Consider the following 20,605-nt stretch of genomic DNA (forward strand, 5'->3'; position numbering starts at 1 on the left):
CGTGAAGTTTTCGTGACATGGTGCAGTCGCGCCATGGCTTCGCTGTCATAGCTCGGTAGACCACGAGGCCGCGGGCCTCGCGGCATCGATCGAGCAACGCAACACGAACCCATGGAAGTCCGCATGCAACGCAGCAGCACGGTGTCCCGGCGCAACGAGAGCAGCCCCTTTTCCTTCACCCCCCAGACCCGGCTGCGGCCGCTGGTGCATGCCATCGCGCTGATGCTGGCCGCGGGCGCCGCGGTGCCCGCCGCGCATGCGCAGCGCGCCTTCAGCGCCGGCTGGATGGCGCAGAAGAACATGGCGCAGGGCACCGCGCTGGCCACCGGCCGGCTGCCCAACGGCATGCCGGCCTCGGCGCTGGTGAGCCCGCAGGCGCAGCAGCAGCGCGCGGGCGAGCAGCTGCAGCGCTCGATCGGCAACCTGAACCTCGCCGCGCGCGGCATCGCGGCGCAGCAGGCCGCGCAGGAGGCGGCGCGCCGCACGGCGCTGGCCAGCGGGCAGGGCGTGCCCGACGGCATGGCCGAGGGCGGCCTGCGCGTGGACACGGCCAGCCTCACGGCCGGCTGGGCCAATGCCAACGCGCCGGTGGAAACGCGCAGCGGCGGCCAGACGCAGGTGACGATCGCGCAGACCGCGCCGCAGGCGATCCTCAACTGGGAGACCTTCAACGTCGGGCGCAACACCACGGTGAAGTTCGAGCAGCAGCCGAGCTGGGCCGTGCTCAACCGCGTCAACGACCCGCAGGCGCGGCCCTCGCAGATCCAGGGCCGGATCCAGGCCGACGGCACGGTGATGGTGGTCAACCGCAACGGCATCGTGTTCAGCGGCAGCAGCCAGGTCGACACGCGCAACCTGGTGGCCTCGGCCGTCGGCATGAGCGACGCACAGTTCAGGAAGGGGATCTACAGCGATGCCCAGGGCACGAAGTTCGTCCCGAGCCTGGCCAACGACCTGCAGACCACCGCCAACAGCTTCAGCCATGGCGCGGCCACGGGCGACGTGGTGGTCGAGGCCGGCGCGCGCATCGCGACGCGCCGCCCCGAGACGGTGACCGAGGCCGGCGGCTACGTGCTGCTGGCCGGGCGCGAGACGCGCAACCACGGCCAGATCAGCACGCCCAACGGCCAGGTCATGCTGGCCGCGGGCGATGCCTTCGTGATCCGCAAGGGCCTGGGCACCGACGAGAACCAGGCCTCGACCACGCGCGGCAACAGCGTCACGCCGCTGCGCCTCGAGGGCAGCGGCGCCGGGCTGGTGCGCAACACCGGGCTGCTGCAGGCGGAGCAGGGCGACATCACGCTCGCCGGCCGCGACGTGCGCCAGCAGGGCGTGGCGGTGTCGACCACCTCGGTCCACACGCGCGGCACGGTGCACCTGCTCAACGACACGGCCGATGCCGCGGGCAAGGTGACGCTCGAGGCCGGCAGCGTGACCGCGATCCTGCTCGACGAGAGCGCGACCACCGCGCTCGACGTGCAGCGCAACGCGATGATCAAGGACTCCGACAAGGCCGGCGACGGCGTCGTGCACCGGCGCGACCAGTCGCTGGTGCGCATCGCCAGCGGCGGCGAGGTCGAGTTCCTTGGCGACTCGCTCACGCTGGCCACCGGCGGCCAGGTGCTGGTCGATGCCGCGAAGCGCAGCAGCGTGCGCGAGGGCGCGCGCATCGACGTGTCGGGCGCGGTCGGCGTGCGCGTGGCGATGGAGGCCAACAACGTCGAGATCAACGTGCAGGGCAACGAGCAGCGCGACGCGCCGCGCAACCGCGACGGCCGCGCGCTGTTCAACAACAACATCTGGCTCGACCGCCGCTACCTGGTGCGCGTGCCCGCGGGCACCAACGGCTACGAGACCGACCGCTGGTACACCGCGGGCGGCCTGCTCGAGGTCGGCGGCTACCTGGGCATCGCGGGCCACGGCATCGGCGAATGGTCGGCGCAGGGCGGCACGGTGCAGTTCGGCGGCGGCGAGCTGCATACGGACAAGGGCTCGAGCATCAACCTCGCGGGCGGCACGCTCGACGTGCAGACCGGCAAGATCCGCCAGACCTGGCTCAAGGGCTCGGACGGCCGGCTCTACGAGGCCTCGCGCGCGCCCGGCGACCTGCTCTACACCGGCCTCTACAAGGGCTTCGAATCGGAGCACAAGCGCTGGGGCGTGACCGATGCCTTCTACAACCCGCTGATCGGCGCGAAGGAGCGGATCGAGAACGGCTACACGGTCGGGCGCGACGCGGGCCGGCTGGTGGTGGCGACCGCCAAGGCGACGCTCGAGGGCGACATCGACACCAGCGCCTTCCAGGGCCAGGGCCAGACGCAGGCGCGCGACAAGTCCTTCGACGGCTACCGGCAGGCGCAGACCGCGGTGGCGCTGCGCGGGCAGCTGATCGTCGGCAAGCAGACGCCGGTCTACGACAAGGCGACCGAAGGCCTGCGCTACACCGAGGACGCGGTGGCGCAGCGCATCGCCATCGGCGGCGCGGCCGGCGAGGACCAGGACATCCACCTCGACGCCGGCTGGCTCGATGCGCTCGAGCTCGGCGCGCTGCGCGTGCACGCCAAGGACGCGATCGCGGTGCGCGAGGCGCTGCGCGTGGCGCCGGGCGGCGACATCGCGCTGCATGCCACGCAGGTGCAGGTCGATGCGGGGCTGGAAGCGCGTGGTGGCGGCATCGCGCTGGGCAACGTGTTCCAGAAGTGGAGCGCGAGCCTGGGCTGGATCGACAGCCTCGCGGCGCCGCTCAAGCCCGAGCTGGCCGCCAACGTGACGATCGCCGAGGGCGTGCTGCTCGACGCGCGCGGCCTGTGGACCAATCTCGCGCTCGACCGCGCGGGCACGGCGGGCGTGCCCTTCGTCGCGGGCGGCAGCATCCGCGTGCAGTCCAGCGGCGACGTGGTGGTGTCGCCAGGCGCGGTGCTCGACACCTCGGCCGGCGCCGTCTACCGCGCCGACCACAGCGTGCAGGGCGGCCGCGGCGGCGACATCGCGCTGGCGGCCAATGCCTACCCGGGCGCGGGCACGAGCGGGCCGGCGGGCGAGCTGGTGCTCGGCGGCGCGCTGCGCAGCCAGGGCATGAAGGGCGGCGGCACGCTGCGGCTGCAGTCGGGCGGCGCGGTGGTGGTCGGCGGCGAGATCGCGGGCGGCCGCGGCGTGCTGGCCGCGGGCGAGGCCGCGCCGGTCGACCTGATCGCGAGCGAGGGCTTCGTGGTGAAGGCCGGTGCCACGCTGCCGACCGATTTCCACTACACGCGCACGCGCGCCCAGCCCGGCGAGGCGCTGGGCGCGGCGCCGCTGGTGGACCGGGCGCGGCCCGAGACCCACCTCACGCTGGCCGCGAACTGGACCCCGCCCAAGCCCGTGGGCAGCAACGACTTCTACAGCCTGCAGACCGCGAGCGGCCAGTCCTACTCGTTCTATTCCTGGAGCACGATACCGACGCTGCCCGCGGGCACGGTCATCGTCAGCCTCACGGGCCAGTTCGGCGGCTTCCCGAACGGCTACACGGTGCCGGCCGAGGTGTTCCCGCAGGGCATGGGCATCCAGCCGAGCCCGGGCGTGATCAGGGCCGGCACGACGGCGCCGCGCGACCTCGAGTTCACGGCCGGCACGCGCATCGCGGCGGGCGGGCGCTTCGACCGCGACGTGGCGGTCGGCCGCGTGCTGCACATCGATGGCGAGCAACTGCGCGCGGGCTTCTCGCGCTATGAACTGGTCGGCCACCAGGGCCTGGCGGTCGCGCCGGGCGCCGCGCTGCGCGTGGAGATGCCGGTGCTGCGCGCCGACACCACCGCCGCGCGCGGCCTGCCCACGGGCGCCGACACCGCCGGCGTGCTCCAGAGCTGGCTGCCGCCCGAATACACAGAGAACGCGGCCAAGGGCCTGCTGACGCAGCGCCAGGGCGCCGACCTGCAGCTCACGGCCGGCTGGGGCTACGGCTCGCTGGCGCCGCTGGACGTGGGCCGCGACGCGCGCGTGCAGGTCGATGCCGGCCGCGCCATCACGCTCACCGGCAACGGGCAGATCACCGTCGACGGCACGCTGCGCACGGCGGGCGGGCGCATCGAGGTGACGAACTTCGGCTATGGGCTCGACGGCGCCTCGTCGAAGAGCCACGACCGCTCGATCTGGCTCGACGACCATGCGGTGCTCGACGTATCGGGCGAGGCCCGCATCGCGACCGACGTGCGCGGCCGGCGCTACGGCCTGGTCGGCGACGGCGGCAGCATCCAGATCGGCGGGCGCTACAACGCCAATGCCACCAGCACGGTGGGCGCCGACAACTTCATCGTGGTGCGCCCCGGCGCGCGCCTCGAGGCCTCGGGCACCAGCGCGACGCTGGACCTGCCGCAGGCCGGCGCCACCGCGGTCGCTTCCGACGGCGGCCTGATCTACCTGAGCAGCTTCAACGGCCTGTTCCTCGACGGCACGCTGCGCGCCGCGGCGGGCGGCGCGGGCGCGGCCGGCGGCACGCTGGGCCTGACCCTGGAGGCGCCGGCCTATCCCGAGGCCAACCTGCCCGACGCGCGCGTGCGTTCGCTGCGCGAGATCAAGCTCGGTGCGCAGCAGGGCCCCGACTCGCTGCGCGCCGACCTGCGCCCGGGCCAGGCCGATGCCGCGCTCGCCTACGGCCATGCGCGCATCGGCGTCGACCGCATCGAGGCCGGCGGCTTCGACAGCCTCTCGCTGCTGGTCAACGGCGTGATCAGCTTCGAGGACGGCGTGAACCTGCGCCTCGGCCAGGGCCTGCGCATGACCGCGGGCAGCTTCAGCCTCGCGCAGGGCTCGGGCGACGGCTCGCAGGTGCTGCTGGCGGCGCCCTACGTGCGCCTGGGTGGCAATACCGGCCTGGGCCGCGACAAGCACATCCTGCCGATCCCGACGAACACGCGCGTGCCGCGGCTGGCCGCGGGCTCGGACCTGCGCATCGAGTCCTCGGTGCTCGACGTGATCGAGACCGTGGCCTTCGGCACCGCGGGCCCCCAGCCCGAACTCCAGGGCAACGTGCAGGTCGAGCGCGACGGCTTCGAGCACATCGCGCTGCGCAGCCAGGGCGACCTGCGCCTGCTGGCCTCGCTGGTGCGCGACCGCACCTCGCTCGAGACCGCGGGCGACCTGGTGCTCGCGGCCAGCCAGATCTATCCGGCCACCGGCGCGCGCGCCGAGATCCGCGCCGGCAAGAGGGGGCAGGTCGACACCTGGGGCAACTACCAGAACCTGTACGACCCGGCGCGCAGCCTGCGCGTGGAGCGCATCGGCGAGGGCGAGCCCGCCGTGCCGTACTCGGCCTTCGGCAGCCTGCAACTGATGTCGGCCAACATCGACCAGGGCGGCGTGCTGCGCGCGCCGCTGGGCAGCGTGATCCTGGGCCGCCCCGAGGGCCAGGCCGACGACGTCGCCTCCACCGTGCGGCTGCGCGCGGGCAGCATCACCTCGACCAGCGGCGCCGGCCTGGCCATGCCCTACGGCGGCACCAAGGACGGCCTGACCTACATCTACAACGGCACCGACGCCGGCTACGTGGGCCTCGGCGGTTCGGGCATCGCCTTCGGCGGCGTCACGCTGCTCGGCGAGCGCATCGACGTGCAGGGTGGGGCGCTGATCGACCTGTCGGGCGGCGGCATGCTCGCGGGCGCGGCCTTCCTCACCGGCCGCGGCGGCTCCACCGACGCGCGGCTCAACCCGCTGGTGCAAAGCGGCACCGGCCGCGCGGCCTTCGTGCTGCCGGGCCTCGCGACCAACCCGGTCTACGCCATCGTGCCGGGCGCGCAGCCGGGCGCGGCGCCGATCGCGGCCGAGAAGGGCGCGGGCGACCCGATGGTCGGGCGCCAGATCACCGTCGGCGCGGGCGTGCCGGGCCTGCCGCCGGGCACCTACACGCTGCTGCCCTCGACCTACGCGCTGCTGCCGGGCGCCTTCCGCGTCGAGCTCAACGGCCTCGCGGGCGGCCAGGCGGCTTTCGGCGCCACGCAGGCGATGCGCAACGGCTCCTACAGCACCGCGGGCCGGGTCGGCGTCGCCAACACCGGCATCCTCGACACGCTGACCACGCAGCTCGTGCTGACGCCGGCCGACCTGCTGCGCACCTATTCCCAGTACAACGAGACCAGCTACGCCCAGTTCGGCCTCGACTGGGCCGCGCGCGACGGCGTGCCGCGCCCGCGCCTGGAGCGCGACGCGGGCCGGCTGACGCTGACCCCCGGCATCAAGCCGCTGGAGGACCGCGGCGTCCGCATCGCCGAGGGCACGGTGCGGCACGCGGCCGCAACGGGCGGCTTCGGCAGCGAGCTGGTGGTCAGCGGCTCCGGGCGCGCGTTCGAGATCGTGGCGGCGGGCAAGGGCCCGACCGAAGGCTTCACCGGCGTCACGCTCGACGCCGGCATGCTCAACGGCATCGGCGCGGGCACCATGGCCATCGGCGGCGCGCCGGGCTCGCAGTTCGAGACCGGCCGCAACACCCAGTCCTCGTATCTCGCGAGCTTCGGCACGGCCTACCAGGCCGCCAGCGGCATCGTGCTGCGCGAAGGCGCCGTGCTGTCGGCGCCGCAGGTGTTCCTGGTCGCGGGCCAGCGCGACGGCGGCATCGTGCTCGAACAGGGCGCGGGCATCGACACGCTGCGCCGCGGACCGGTCTCCTGGGACTCGAAGGCCGGCTATGTCTTCAAGCCCGGCGATGTCGCGGTGCTCGCCGTTTCCAACGGCTGGCTCGACATGCTGGCCCCGAGCCTGAGCACCGACACCCGCTGGGGCCAGGGCCCGATCCGCATCGGCGTGTGCGAGGGCAGCGTGCGCTGCGGCGGCACCACCACCCTCTATGCCGAGGGCACGATCACGGCCGCGACCGACCGTGCCTTCGAGCTCGGCGACTCGGTGCGCTACGGCGCGCGCAACCTGGTGCTGGCCGTGGGCGGCATCAACGTCGGCAGCGCCGAGGCGCTGGAGCGCGCCCGCGCGGTCGGCGCGCTGCCCGCGGGCATGACGCTCAACCAGCAGGTGCTCGACCGCCTGCTGCGCGGCGACACCAGCACCGGCGCGCCCGCGCTCGAGAACCTGGTGCTGACCGCGCGCGACTCGGTCAACTTCTACGAATCGGTGCGCTTGTCGACGCTGTCGTCCGCCAACGGCCAGCCCTCGCTGGCGCAACTGGTGCTGACCACGCCGGCCATCTACGGCCATGGCGGCGCCGACGACGTGGCGCGCATCGAGACCGACACCCTGGTGTGGAACGGCACGGCCTCGCCGGCCGGCGGCGTGATGAGCGGCGGCGCGGGCACCGGCAGCGGCCGGCTCGAGGTCGACGCGCGCGAGATCGTGTTCGGCTACGCGGCCCAGGCCCAGCCCAAGTCGGTGATCTCGCACGACCGCCTGACCCTGGGCTTCGGCACGGTGTCGCTGAACGCCAGCGAGCGCATCACGGCCAACCACCGCGGCAGCCTCGGCGTCTACCAGTCGCAGGGCGCGTGGAACGAGGCCACCAAGGACTTCGACCGCAGCGGCGGCGAGCTGCTGATCGCCACGCCGCTGATGACCGGCAAGGCCGGCTCGGTCAACGCCATCCGCGCGGGCGGCCGCATCGCGGTGACCACGCCCGAAGGCGCGGTGCTGCCCGCGATCGACGCGGTGGCACCCGAGGCGCTGGGCGCCGAACTGCGCCTCGACGCGGGCGGGCCACTGAGCTTCGACACCGCGGTGCGGCTGCCCAGCGGCAAGCTGAGCCTGGTCGCGCAGGGCGACCTGCTGCTGGGCGAGCGTTCGATGCTCGACCTCGCGGGCCGGCGCGTCGACTTCTTCGACGTCAGCAAGTACGCCTGGGGCGGCGACCTCGTGCTCGAGAGCCGCGGCGGCAACATCGCGCAGGCGGCGGGCGCGCGCATCGACCTGTCGGCCCGCAACAACCGCGCGGGCCGCCTCGACGCGATCGCGCTCGATGCCGGCGCGGGCACGATCGACCTGCGCGGCGCGATCGCAGCCGACAGCAGCGGCTACTACGACGCGGGCGGCACGCTGGTGCCCTACGCGGCGGGCGACATCGAGCTGCGCGCGCAGTCCATCGCCGACTTCCGCGGCCTGAATGCGCGCCTCACCGAGGGCGGTGCCTTCGGCGTGCGCAGCTTCCAGCTCAAGCGCGGCGACCTGGTGGTCGGCGACGAGCTCAAGGCGCGCGAGATCAACCTCTCGGTCGACGGCGGCCGGCTCACGGTCGAGGGCCGCGTCGACGCCAGCGGCGAGCAGGCCGGCAGCATCCGGCTGGCGGCGCGCGACGGCGTCTCGCTCGCGGGCACGGCGGTGCTCGATGCCAGCGCCAGCGTGCTGCGGCGCGACAGCCACGGCCAGGCGATCGACGCGCCCAACCGCGCGGTCATCGAGCTCGATGCCGGCAGCGGCACGCTCTCGATCGCCAGCGGCGCGCGCATGGACCTGCGCGTGGCCGGCGCCGCGAAGGACTACGGCACGGTGGCGCTCAACGCACCGCGCCGCGGCGCCGACGACGTGGCCATCGAGGCCGCGGGCAGCATCGACATCCAGGGCGCGAAGTCGGTCGCGGTCAACGCCTTCGTCACCGACAAGAGCGCGGCGAAGGGCACGGACGCGAGCGTCGACGGCCGTACCTACCAGGTGATCGACCAGGCCTACCTCGATCGCCTGCACGGCCAGAGCGAGGCCTTCATCGAGGCCGCGCTGCGCAACGGCGCGCTGATCGACGGCCGCCTCGCGGGCCTGCGCGCGCAGGGCGATCGCTTCCACCTGCGCCCCGGCGTGCAGATCGTGACCGACGCCGCGATCAACCCCGATGGCGACCTGCACGTGGACGGCGACATCGACCTCTCGGGCCACCGCTACGCGAGCCTGAACCCACGCACGCGCAAGACCCTGGCCTACGGCTCGGGCGAGCCGGGCGCGCTGGTGATCCGCGCGCCGGGCAACCTCGAGGTCTTCGGCAGCATCAACGACGGCTTCGACGGCTCGCGCCTCGTGCGCGGCGCCACGCCCGACGACAAGGGCTGGATCCTGCCGAACGGCCGGCTGCCCTTCGGCGGCGACCTCGTGATCCCGCACGGCGGCATGGTCACGCTCGACACCGGCACCGGCTTCGAGCAGGGCCGCACGCTGAACTTCGACCTGCCGGCCAGCGCCGTGACGCTGCCCTCGGGCACGCTGCTGCCAGCGGTGATGGTGCTCGACCAGCCGCTGACCGTGCCCGCGGGCCTGGTGCTCGGCGCGGACGTGCGCGACGCCGCGGGCAAGCTGCTGCACGCGGCCGGCTCGGTACTGGGCGAGCCCGTGACGCTGCCGGCCGGCACGCGCCTGGCCGCGGGCTTCCGCCTGCCGGCCGCGGTGCGCATGGCGGCGGGCATCTGGCCCGCGGGCGTGCCGCTGCCGGTGGGCATGGCGCTGTCGCGCCCGCTCGCGCTGGCCAAGGGCGCGGTGGTGCCCTCGGAAACCCAGGTCAAGCTGCCCGGCGGCGTCGAGATGATCAACCTGCGGCCCGCCGATGCCGACGGCAACCAGGGCCGCACCTGGGCGCTGGCGCCGATGCTGCCCGCGGGCTCGCTGTCGTGGGACCTGCGCCTCGTGGCCGGTGCCGACCTCGGCGCGGCCGACACCCGCCTCGCGCAGCCGCACGCCACCGGCCGGCTGCAGCTGGCCGACACCCACTTCGGCCTCGGTTCGAAGGTCAGCGACGTGCCGGGCACCGGCTCGCCGGCCACCTACTTCTGGGGGCCGGACGCCGGCGCGAAGATGGTGATCGACTTCTTCGGGGAGTACGTGCTGAGCTTCCAGATCGTTCCGGGCACGCCCATGACGCCCGAGCAGATCGACGAGATGCGCATGTGGGGCCTGGTCGGCAACGACCCCGCCGACATGAACGACTACGGCTACGGCGAGTACGCCACCGTCGACAAGCCGGCCGTGCCGCCGGACCGCGTCGCGGCCTACCACCCGGCGCGCGAGCAGATCTTCAGCGTGCTGCGCACCGGCACCGGCGACCTCGACCTGGTCTCGGGCGGCGACATCACGCTGCGCTCGCCCTACGGCGTCTACACGGCCGGCACCGCCACCGCGCCCGGCGTGGGCGGCGCGGCCGACCGGCTCTACGACCAGCAGCGCGGCCTGCTCAAGGACGGCTCGATCCTGTTCTCCGTCGAAGGCAAGCCCTACGAGCCGCTGGTCGACGGCGGCGCGCGCAGCCTCTACGCGGCCTGGTACCCGGAGCAGGGCGGCAACCTGCTGCTGCGCGCCGGCGGCGACCTGCGCGGCGACCTGGTCGGCAGCGGCGGCTCGCTGCGCGTGGGCTTCGAGCTCGCCGAGATGCGCGGCCAGGTCGGCTCGACCGCCACCGGCACCTGGCTCTGGCGCCAGGGCAGCGGCAGCGTCGCGACCGGCGCCGACTCGCTGCCCGCGGCCTGGTGGATCAACTTCGGCACCTACGTGGCGGGCTCCAACGGCGAGTACTACCCGTACCCGAGCAACAGCTTCAACAACGATCCCTACCTCGTGGGCTTCACCGGCTTCGGCACGCTGGGCGGCGGCAACCTGGTGGTGGAGGCCGGCAAGGACGCCGGCATGATCGGCCCGCGCGGCGAGGTCTTCTTCAACGACGGCCCGATGAGAGCCCAGACCTCGCGCGTGCCGCGCAGCGAAGGCCTGCACCTGGCCGTGGCGAGCACCGGCCGCATGACGCCCGGCGGCGAGCTCGTGCTCACGGGCGGCGGCGATCTCGACCTGCGCATCGGCGGCAGCCTCAATCCGAACGCGACGCTGCGCAGGAACGAGCACGACCTCAACAGCACCTTCGTCAACCTGCGCGGCGCGCTGCGCGTGCAGGCCGGCGCCATCGGCGGCCTCGACGTGGGCGCGGGCACGCGCGACCAGCTCGACTCGCGCGGCGGCGACCCCTACAGCAAGGGCCGCGCCGGCGCCAGCGGCGGACCGGTGCTGGTGCTCGGCGACTCGACCGCGCGGCTGGACACGCGCGGCGACCTGGTGCTCGGCGGCGTGGCCGACGCGGGGCGCACCAAGCTGCTCAACAGCACGCCCTTCAGCTACCAGGGCCGGGCCTACGCGGGCGAGGGCTACAGCTGGTTCTCGCTGTGGACGCCAGCCACCGCCGTGGACCTGTTCAGCGCCGGCGGCAATCTCACGCCGACCACCGCCTGGGGCGAGGGCGGCGTGAACGAGGACGTGGTGAAGGCGCGCCGCGACAGCAACCTCGGCGCGACCTTCCAGGGTCATTTCTATCCGTCGATCCTGCGCGCGGTCGCGGCCAGCGGCAGCCTCTACTACGGCGTGGGCACCGCGAACCTGCTGGCCAACAACGGCGCGGCCTTCACGCGCACCGAGTTCGGCCTCACGCTCTCGCCGGCACCGCAGGGCGCGCAGTACGCCAACGTCACCGGCAAGGGCGTGCTCGAGCTGCTGGCGCGCGACTCGATCCAGGCCAGCGGCTATGCGATCACCGCGTCGACCGCCGACCCGGCGGCGCTCACCAGCCCGTTCCGCCCGGGCTTCATGGGCGTGATCGCCTACACGGGCGGCGGTCCCTACGGCTTCAGCCCGGTGACGGTGCACAACCTGCATCCGTCCGTGGCGAATGCCGAGACCGACTGGCTCATCGGCTTCAGCGGCCGCTACACGAACGCGCCGCTGTTCACCTTCGCGAGCCAGGCCACCTCGGCCTATGCCGCGGCGGGCCAGGAGGCGGCGCGCTACTACGCGGTGGAAGGCGACATCGTCGGCCTGCGCTTCGGACAGGCCGCCAGCCTCGGCTACCTGGGCCGCGACGGCACGCGCTACGACGGCTCGATCCCGGTGGCGGTGCGCGCGGGGCGCGACATCACCGACTCGGGCACGCGCCTGGGCCAGAAGGACACCATCGGCACCGGCCGCGGCAACCTGATCTCGCACGGCCTGGCCGACGACATCTCGGTGATCGAGGCCGGCCGCGACATCCGCCACAGCAGCTTCTACGTCACCGGCCCGGGCCTGCTCGAGGTGACGGCCGGGCGCAATCTCTACTTCGCCGACCGCGGCGAGATCAAGACGCTGGGCGCCGTGGTCGACGTGAAGCCCGGCGACCGCAGCAGCGGCGCCAGCGTGGCGGTGTCGGCCGGCATGGGCGCGGGCGCCGACTGGCAGGCCTTCGCGAAGCGCTACCTCGACCCGGCCAACCTGGCCGATCCGGGCCAGCCGCTGGCCGACCAGCCGGGCAAGGCCGTGGCCGTCTACGGCGGCGCGCTGTCGCTCGCGCAGTGGCTGGCGCGCGAGTTCGGCTACGAGGGCAGCGAGGCCGGCGCCGAGTCCTTCTTGGCGCGCAAGCAGGTGGAGCTCGACCGCGAGCGCCAGCAGGCGCTCTCGCGCGGCGACAGCGCGCCCAACCGCTCGCTGGCGCGCGAGTACAAGGTCGAGAGCCGGCTGCACCTGGTCAACTGGCTCACGGAGCGCTTCGGCAAGGCCAACCGCCTGGGCCTGCATTTCGACGCCGCCACCATGGACGCGCGCGCCTTCTTCGCGGCGCTGCCGCCCGAGCAGCAGCGCGCCTTCCTGCGCGGCGTCTACTACGCCGAGCTCAAGGCCTCGGGCCGCGAGTACAACGAGGAGGGCGGCAAGCGCCGCGGCAGCTACCTGCGCGGACGCGAGGCCATCGCCACGCTGCTGCCCGACACCGACGCGCAGGGCCGCCCGCGCAGCTACGAGGGCGACCTCACGCTGTTCAGCAGCGCGCTCTACATCGACGAGTACGTGACCACCAGCGGCGTCGGCAAGGACCGCCCGACCCCGGGCAAGACCTACATCAGCAAGGCCGAGTGGGAAGCGCTGGGCAGCCCGGGCTACGGCGTGGCCTTCTACGACGTGCTCGACGCCGGCATCCACACCCAGTTCGGCGGCGACGTGCGCATCATGACGCCGGGCGGCCGCACGCTGGTGGGCGTGGACGGCGGCTTCGTGCCGGGTCCGGGCTCGGGCGTGATGACGCAGGGCGAGGGCGACATCGACATCTATGCGCGCGGCAGCATCCTGATGGGCCAGAGCCGGGTGTTCACCACCTTCGGCGGCAACATCCTGGGCTGGTCGGGCGAGGGCGACATCAACGCCGGGCGGGGCGCCAAGACCACCGTGGTCTACACGCCGCAGCGGCGCGTCTACGACAGCGTGGGCAACGTCACGCTGTCGCCCAACGCGCCGACCACCGGCGCGGGCATCGCCACGCTGAACCCGATCGCCGAGATCCCGCCGGGCGACATCGACCTGATCGCGCCGCTGGGCACCATCGACGCGGGCGAGGCCGGCATCCGCGTGTCGGGCAACGTCAACCTCGCGGCGCTGCACGTGGTGAACGCCGAGAACATCCAGGTGCAGGGCAAGTCCACCGGCATCCCGGTGGTGGCGGCGGTCAACGTGGGCGCGCTGTCGAACGCCAGCGCCGCGGCCGCGCAGGCCGGCATGGCGGCGCAGGACTCGCTGCAGCGCGAGCGCGCCGAGGCGAGGAAGGCCTTGCCCTCGGTGTTCACCGTGCGCGTGCTGGGCTTCGGCAACGAGGCGCCCGAGGGCGCGCCGGCCGGCGGCGCGCGCGAGCGCGGCAGCACCGGCGCGGCCTACGACCCCAAGGGCGTGGTGCAGGTGCTCGGCGCGGGCGCGCTGACCACCGCGCAGATGCAGTCGCTGACCCCGGGCGAACGGCGCAACCTCAGGCAGTAGCACGAAGGACCGCGCGGCATCCGCCGCGCCATCGCGAGCCAGGGCCTCCCGCGTGGAGGCCCTTCTTCTTATGTGCGTCGACGACCCCGTGCAGGACCCGTCCGACTTTTCTTGATGAAGTTTTCGTGACAAACGACAGTCGCCGCGCCTGCCGGGCGTCTAGGAAACGTACGCAGCGGCGACATGAAGGCTCTCCACCATGGGCCGCTGCCGAGCGAGCTTCATCCTTGAGAACCGAGCTGGACATGCATGACTTGAAGAAGAACGCCCCACCGATGTGCTGGAGAGCGGTGTGGCTGGCAGTGCTGGCGCTGGGCGCGCACGGCGTCGCGTCGGCGCAGGCCGCGGACACCGCGCCGGCGGCCGCCGCGCCCGCCGACACCCAGGCCCCGAACCAGAACCCGCCCCCCGCGGCCGCGGCAGCCGCCGCGCCGGCCGCACCCGAACGAAAGGTCGACGTCACCGAATACATCGTGCGCGGCAACACCGCGCTGGACGCCCGCGCGATCGAGAAGGCGGTCACGCCCTTCCTCGGTCCCGAGCGCACCCTCAAGGACATCGAGGCCGCGCGCGACGCGCTGCTCGCCGCCTACCAGGCCGCGGGCTACCAGTCGGTCTACGTGGACCTGCCCGAGCAGCAGGTCACGCAGGGCGTGGTGTTCCTGCAGGTCAGCGAAACGCGAGTCGGCCGCGTGCGCGTGGTCGGCGCCGAGTACAACTCGCCGCTGGACGTGCGCGACCAGGTGCCCGCGCTGCAGGAGGGCACGGTGCCCGACTTCAACAAGGCCCAGTCGCAGCTCGCCGCGCTCAACCGCGGCCCGAAGCGGCAGGTGATGCCGCTGGTGCGCCAGGGCGCGCTGCCCGGCACCATGGACGTGGACCTCAAGGTCGAGGACCAGAGCCCGTGGCGCGCCAGCGTCGGCCTCAACAACGACTACAGCGCCGACACGCGCAAGCTGCGCGCCTCGGCCTCGATCGGCCACGACAACCTGTGGCAGCTCGGGCACAGCGCCTCGATCAGCTTCTTCGGCGCGCCGCAGGACCTGAAGCAGACGCAGGTGGTCTCGGCCTCGTACCTGGCGCCGCTGCCGAACAGCAACTGGTCGCTCGAGGCCTCGGCCTTCTGGTCCGACAGCAACGTGGCCACCGTGGGCGGCACCGACGTGCTCGGCAAGGGCCACTCGATCGGGCTGAAGGCCACCTACACCGTGCCCAACACCGGCAACTGGTGGCATTCGTTCAGCGCCGGCGTCGACCTGAAGAACAACCGCGAGGCCCTCACGCTCAAGAACAGCAGCGACGAGGTGCCGCTCAAGTACGCGCCGATCACGCTGTCGTACTCGGGCCTGCGCCAGGCCGAGAAGAGCCAGTACGGCGTGGGCGTGTCGCTGGTGGTGGGCACGCGCAGCTTCTTCAGCTACGGCAGCGACCAGGCGCAGTTCGACTACAAGCGCTACAAGTCCTCGCCGAGCTTCATGGTGCTGAAGACCGACCTCAACGGCACCTACACCTTCGAGGGCGGCTCGCAGCTCGCCTTCCGCGTCAACGGCCAGATGACCGACTCGCCGCTGGTGTCGAGCGAACAGATCGCCGGCGGCGGCATGAACTCGGTGCGCGGCTATCTCTCGGCCGAGGCCACCGGCGACTACGGCGTGGTCGGCTCGCTCGAATGGCGCACCCCGCCGCTGAACTGGCTCAACCCCTGGGTCGAGGGCTGGCGCGCCTATGCCTTCGTCGACGGCGCGCGCCTGCGCCTGAAGAACCCGCTGCCCGAACAGGCCGACCGCTTCGCGCTCGCCTCGGTGGGCCTGGGCACCACCTTCAAGGTCGGCCAGTACTTCTCGGGCCGCATCGATATCGGCCGTCCGCTGAAGGACGGCCCGCGCACGAAGAAGGGCGACACGCAGGTCAATTTCAGCATCAACGCCAGCTACTGATCACCGAATCCGAAACGCGGCAACGCCACTTTTCAAGAACCTTTTTCCACGAGCTTTCCGGAGAACCCCTGTCATGCGACGCTTTCTTTTCCTCGCGCTCACGCTGTTGAGCACGCTCCTGCCGGGCCTGGCCCATGCATGGTGGCAGCCCGAATGGGCCTATCGCAAGCCGATCACCGTGGACGGCGGCCCGCAGGCCGGCGCCATCGGCAGCGACGCCGGCCGCATGCCGGTGCTGGTGCGCCTGCACACGGGCAACTTCAAGTTCGAGGGCGTGAGCGAGACCGGCGCCGACCTGCGCTTCGTGACCGGCGACGACAAGACCGTGCTCAACCACCAGATCGAGCAGTTCGATCCGCTGCTGGGCATCGCGCTGGTCTGGGTCGACGTGCCCACGGTCTCGGCCGGCACGCCGCAGAAGCTCTGGATGTACTACGGCAACCCCAAGGCCCCGGCCTCGGGCAACGGCCAGCGCAGCTTCGATCCCGACTACACGCTGGTCTATCACTTCGCCGAAGGCGCGGTGCCGCCGCGCGACACGACCGCCTACGGCAACAACGGCCAGACCCCGACCGTGCCGGCCGAAGGCACGGTGATCGGCAAGGGCGCGCAGTTCGCCGGCGCGCCGCTGATGCTGCCCGCCACGCCCTCGCTGGCCCTGGCCGCCGGTGCCAGCTTCACCTTCTCCGCCTGGGTGCGGCCCGACCAGCTCGGCGCGCGCCAGGTGATCTATGCGCGCCGCGACGGCGCGGGCGAACTGCTGGTCGGCATCGACCAGGGCGTGCCCTTCGTGCAGGTCAACGGCCAGCGCAGCACCCCGGCGCAGCCGGTGCAGGCCGGCCAGTGGTCGCACATCGCGGTCAAGGCCGAGGGCGACAGCGTTGCGCTGTACGTCGGCGGCCGCCCCGCGGTGTCGCTGGCCGCGCGCCTGCCGGCGCTGAACACGGCCGCCGCGCTCGGCGCCGACGTGGCCGCCACGCCTGCCGCCGGCCAGAACGCTCCCGCGGCCGCCGCCTGGGCGCCGTTCACCGGCGCGATCGACGAAGTGCGCCTGTCGAAGGTCGCGCGCGGCGATGCGCTGCTGCTGGCCGACGCCGTCTCGCAAGGCGCCGAATCGCGCCTCACGGCCTTCGGTGCCGACGAGCAGCAGGCCGGCAAGAGCCACTTCGGCTTCATCCTGGCCGCGATGCCGCTGGACGCCTGGATCGTCGTCGGCCTGCTGGGCCTGATGATGGTGCTGTCGTGGGCCATCATGATCGGCAAGGGCCGCAGCTACGGCGCCATCTCGCGCGCCAATGCCCGCTTCATCGAGCACTTCCGCGAAGCCGCCGGCGCGCCGCTGGACCGCCTCGCGATCAGCAACACCGTGTCGCAGGAAGTCCGCGACGATTCCTCGCTGTGGCGCCTCTACCAGGTGGCGATCGAGGAGATGCGCCGCCGCCACGAGCGCGGCTACGACCTGAGCGCCGTGTCGAGCGCGACCATCGGCGCCATCCGCGCCGCCATGGACGGCGTGATGGTGCGCGAGACCGAGCGCATGTCCAAGCGCATGAACTGGCTGTCGACCACCATCGAAGGCGCGCCCTACGTCGGCCTGTTCGGCACCGTGATCGGCATCATGCTGGTGTTCGTGGTGGCGGCGATGGCCGGTGCGGTGGACATCAACTCGGTGGCACCGGGCATGGCGGCCGCGCTGCTGTGTACCGCCGCCGGCCTGGGCGTCGCGATCCCCGCGCTGTTCGGCTACAACTGGCTGGCCTCGCGCTCGGACGCCATCGGCGCCGACATGGCGGTGTTCGTCGACGAGTTCGTGACGCGCCTGGCCGAGGAGCAGGGCGAGGGCAGGTCGGTGCCCGCGGCCGTGGCGGCCCAGGGCGGCGCGCGCCGCACGGCCGACGACAACGCGGCGCGTGGCGGCTGGACCTCGCCGGCACAGGTTCCGGCCTGAGGCGACGCACATGCCCAACGCAGCCAAGTTCGCCGTGCGCAAGCGCACCGGCGGCATCAACATCACGCCGTTCGTGGACGTGCTGCTGGTCGTGCTGGTGATCTTCATCCTCACCAGCAACGCCAGCATCCCGGGCATCAAGGTCGACCTGCCGAAGGCCAGTTCCTCGGTGGCGCTGGAGAAGCCCAAGACCAAGGCCATCACGATCGACAACGCGGGCAACGTGTTCCTCGACGCCTACCCGGTGTCGCTGCCGGAGCTCGAGGAGCGCCTGCGCACCGAGAAAGCCCTGTCGCCCGACTTCCCCGTCATCGTGCGCGGCGATTCGAGCGTGCAGTACGCCAAGGTGGTCGACGTGCTGGACCTGCTGCGCCGCATCGAGCTGAACCAGATCGGCCTCGTGACCGGCAAGCAGAAGTGAGGACCGGCGCGTGAAACCTCGCGATCCGACTTTCGCCTTCGTGGGCCGCGCCGCGGCCGGCGGCGGCGCGCCTGCCGACGCTCGCGCGCTGTGGCGCCGCTGGGGCGGCTGGGCCATCGGCGCGGTGCTGCTGGCGCTGCTGGCGGCGCTCGTGTGGTACCTGCTGGCCGACACCGCGAGCCAGAAGCGCGTGGTGGCCGACGCTCCCACGCTGATGCTGCCGCCGCCACCGCCCCCGCCGCCCGAACCCGAGAAGCTGCCCGAGCCCGAGCCGGAGAAGATCAAGCCGGTGACCGAGCCCGAGCCCAAGCCGATCGAGCCGCTGGAGCCGCCGAAGGACGACACCCCGCCCAGTCCCACCAAGGACCTCGGCGACCCCGTGACCATGGACAGCGCCGCGCAGGCGGGCAGCGATGCCTTCGGAATCCAGGCCGGCAGCGGCGGCGGCATGAGCGGCACCGGTGCCGGCGGCGGCCTGGGCAGCGGCTCGTTCGCGCGCTATGCCTCCGACCAGCTGCAGCGGGCGCTGCTGCGTGACCCGCGCACTCGCAGCCTGACCTTCGACGACATCCATCTCGACATCTGGCTCGACGTCCAGGGCCAGATCCGGCGTGCGCAGCTCGTGCGCAGCACCGGCTCGACCGAGACCGACGAGGCGGTGCTGGCCGCGGTGCGCGACCTCGGCCGGCTCGACGAGTCGCCACCGCCTTCCGTGCGCTTCCCGATGCGCGTGTCCTTCAGGGGGCGTCGGCCGTGATGCGCGCCGAAGCCCCGTCTTCCCCATTCCATCCCGTGAACGAAGCGATGAACCCATCCAAATACCCCTTCGGCCGCCGCCTCGCGCCGGCCCTGCGCCAGGGCGCGCTGGCCGCGGCCGTGGCCACGGCCCTCGCGCTGGCCGCGAGCGGCGCGGCCGCCCAGCAGGCCGGACCGGCCGGCGAGACCGCCATGGTCAAGCTGATCCGCGGCCTGATCCAGAGCGGCACGCTCGCCAAGGACGTGGGCGAGGCGCTGCTGGCGCAGGCCCAGGCCGAAGCCATGGCCTCGCAGCAGGCCCAGCAGCGGCTGGCCGCGGTCTCGGCCGGTGCCGTGGCCAGCGCCGGCGGCGTGCGCCTGGAACCGGGCGACGTGCGCGTGCCCTACATCTCGCAGACCGTGCGCGACCAGATCCGCGACGAGGTCAAGGCCCAGGTCATGGCGCAGGCCAAGGACGAGGGCTGGGCCGCGCCCAACGAAACGCCCGAGTGGAGCAAGCGCATCCGCTTCGAGGGCGACGTGCGCGTGCGCAACGAGTCGCGCAGCTATGCGGGCAACAACAGCAACATCGAGATCAACTGGCCCGAGCTCAACAAGGGCAGCGGCTACGACGTCAACCCCAACACCAACCTCGCGCTGCCCTCGCTGCTCAACACGCGCGAGGACCGGCGCAACCTGTTCCGCGCGCGGGCCCGCGTGGGCATCCTCGCGGACCTCAGCGAGAACACCAAGGCCGGCGTGCGCCTGGCTTCGGGCAGCGACGACAACCCGGTGTCGACCACCACCACCCTCGGTGGCGGCCTGAGCAAGAAGAGCGTGTGGCTCGACCAGATGTGGATCTCGCACAAGCCGGTCGACTGGCTCACCGTCACGGGCGGCCGCTTCGCCAACCCCTTCATGTCGACCGACACGCTGTTCTCGAGCGACCTGAACTTCGACGGCATCGCGTTCCAGTTCGACAAGGCGCTCGCGAGCAACAAGGACCTGTCGCTGTTCGGCACGCTGGGCCTGATCCCGCTCGAGTACTCCTCGGACAACGCGCCCAGCCGCAGCCAGACCAAGGCCAAGAGCGAGAACAAGTGGCTGCTCGGCGCGCAGGTCGGCGCCGACTGGAAGATCGACGACGACAACCGCCTGCGCGGCGCGCTCGCGTACTACAACTTCCGCAACATCAGCGGCAAGGTCTCCGAGCCCTGCGCGCTGTATGCGGGCGCCGACGGCTGCAGCACCGACTGGTCGCGCCCGGCCTTCATGCAGAAGGGCAACACGCTCATGCTGCTGCGCGACATCTCGCTCGATCCGCTCAACCCGGCCGGCACGCCGCAGCCGCAGTACGTGGGCCTGGCCTCGAAGTTCCGCCTGGTCGACCTGAACATGCGCTGGGACACCAAGGTCGCGGGCAACAACCTGCGCCTGGACGCCAACTTCATCCGCAACACCGCCTACGACGCCAGCGACATCTGGCGCCGCGCGGGCATCCGCGGCGCCATCGTCAACAACTTCGGCAACACCGGCGGCACCACCCAGGCCGACTACAAGAGCGGCGGCAACGCCTTCATGCTGCAGGCCACCTACGGCCGCCCGGCACCGGCCGCGCGCGGCGACTGGAACGTCATCGCGGGCTACAAGCGCATCGAGCCCGATGCGCTGCCGGACGGCTACAACGATTCGACCTTCCATGGCGGCGGCACCAATGCGCGCGGCTACTTCCTCGGCGGTTCGTACGCGTTCGACAAGAACCTCTGGTTCACCGGCCGCTGGATCTCGACCAAGGAGGTCTATGGCGCGCCGCTGTCGATCGACACGCTGCAGCTCGAACTCAATGCGCGCTTCTGAGGACGTCGC

6 protein-coding genes are annotated in these 20,605 nt (G+C 72.5%); all 6 read left to right on the forward strand.

Annotation, left to right across the window (positions count from 1 at the left end):
- Positions 1–123: 123 nt before the first annotated feature.
- Positions 124–13,698 (forward strand): filamentous haemagglutinin family protein, encoded by a 13,575-nt coding sequence (locus tag AC1HIL_RS20000; protein ID WP_479669841.1) that lies wholly within the window; start codon positions 124–126, stop codon positions 13,696–13,698.
- Positions 13,699–13,943: 245 nt separating this feature from the next.
- Positions 13,944–15,635 carry a ShlB/FhaC/HecB family hemolysin secretion/activation protein gene (locus AC1HIL_RS20005; protein WP_082321564.1) on the forward strand — a complete coding sequence of 564 codons (1,692 nt, stop codon included), beginning with the start codon at positions 13,944–13,946 and terminating at the stop codon, positions 15,633–15,635.
- Between the two features lie 73 nt (positions 15,636–15,708).
- Positions 15,709–17,583, forward strand: coding sequence for a DUF2341 domain-containing protein (locus AC1HIL_RS20010; protein ID WP_479669842.1), 1,875 nt, complete (start codon positions 15,709–15,711; stop codon positions 17,581–17,583).
- Positions 17,584–17,593: 10 nt separating this feature from the next.
- The gene (locus AC1HIL_RS20015; RefSeq protein ID WP_057590202.1) at positions 17,594–18,004 is read left to right on the forward strand and encodes an ExbD/TolR family protein; all 411 of its coding nucleotides are present in this window, start codon (positions 17,594–17,596) and stop codon (positions 18,002–18,004) included.
- A 10-nt stretch (positions 18,005–18,014) separates the two neighbouring features.
- Positions 18,015–18,761 (forward strand): energy transducer TonB family protein, encoded by a 747-nt coding sequence (locus AC1HIL_RS20020; protein WP_296733445.1) that lies wholly within the window; start codon positions 18,015–18,017, stop codon positions 18,759–18,761.
- Positions 18,762–18,808: 47 nt separating this feature from the next.
- The gene (locus AC1HIL_RS20025; protein WP_479669843.1) at positions 18,809–20,596 is read left to right on the forward strand and encodes a putative porin; all 1,788 of its coding nucleotides are present in this window, start codon (positions 18,809–18,811) and stop codon (positions 20,594–20,596) included.
- Positions 20,597–20,605: the final 9 nt, after the last annotated feature.

Source organism: Variovorax sp. ISS6 (genome assembly GCF_056523145.1).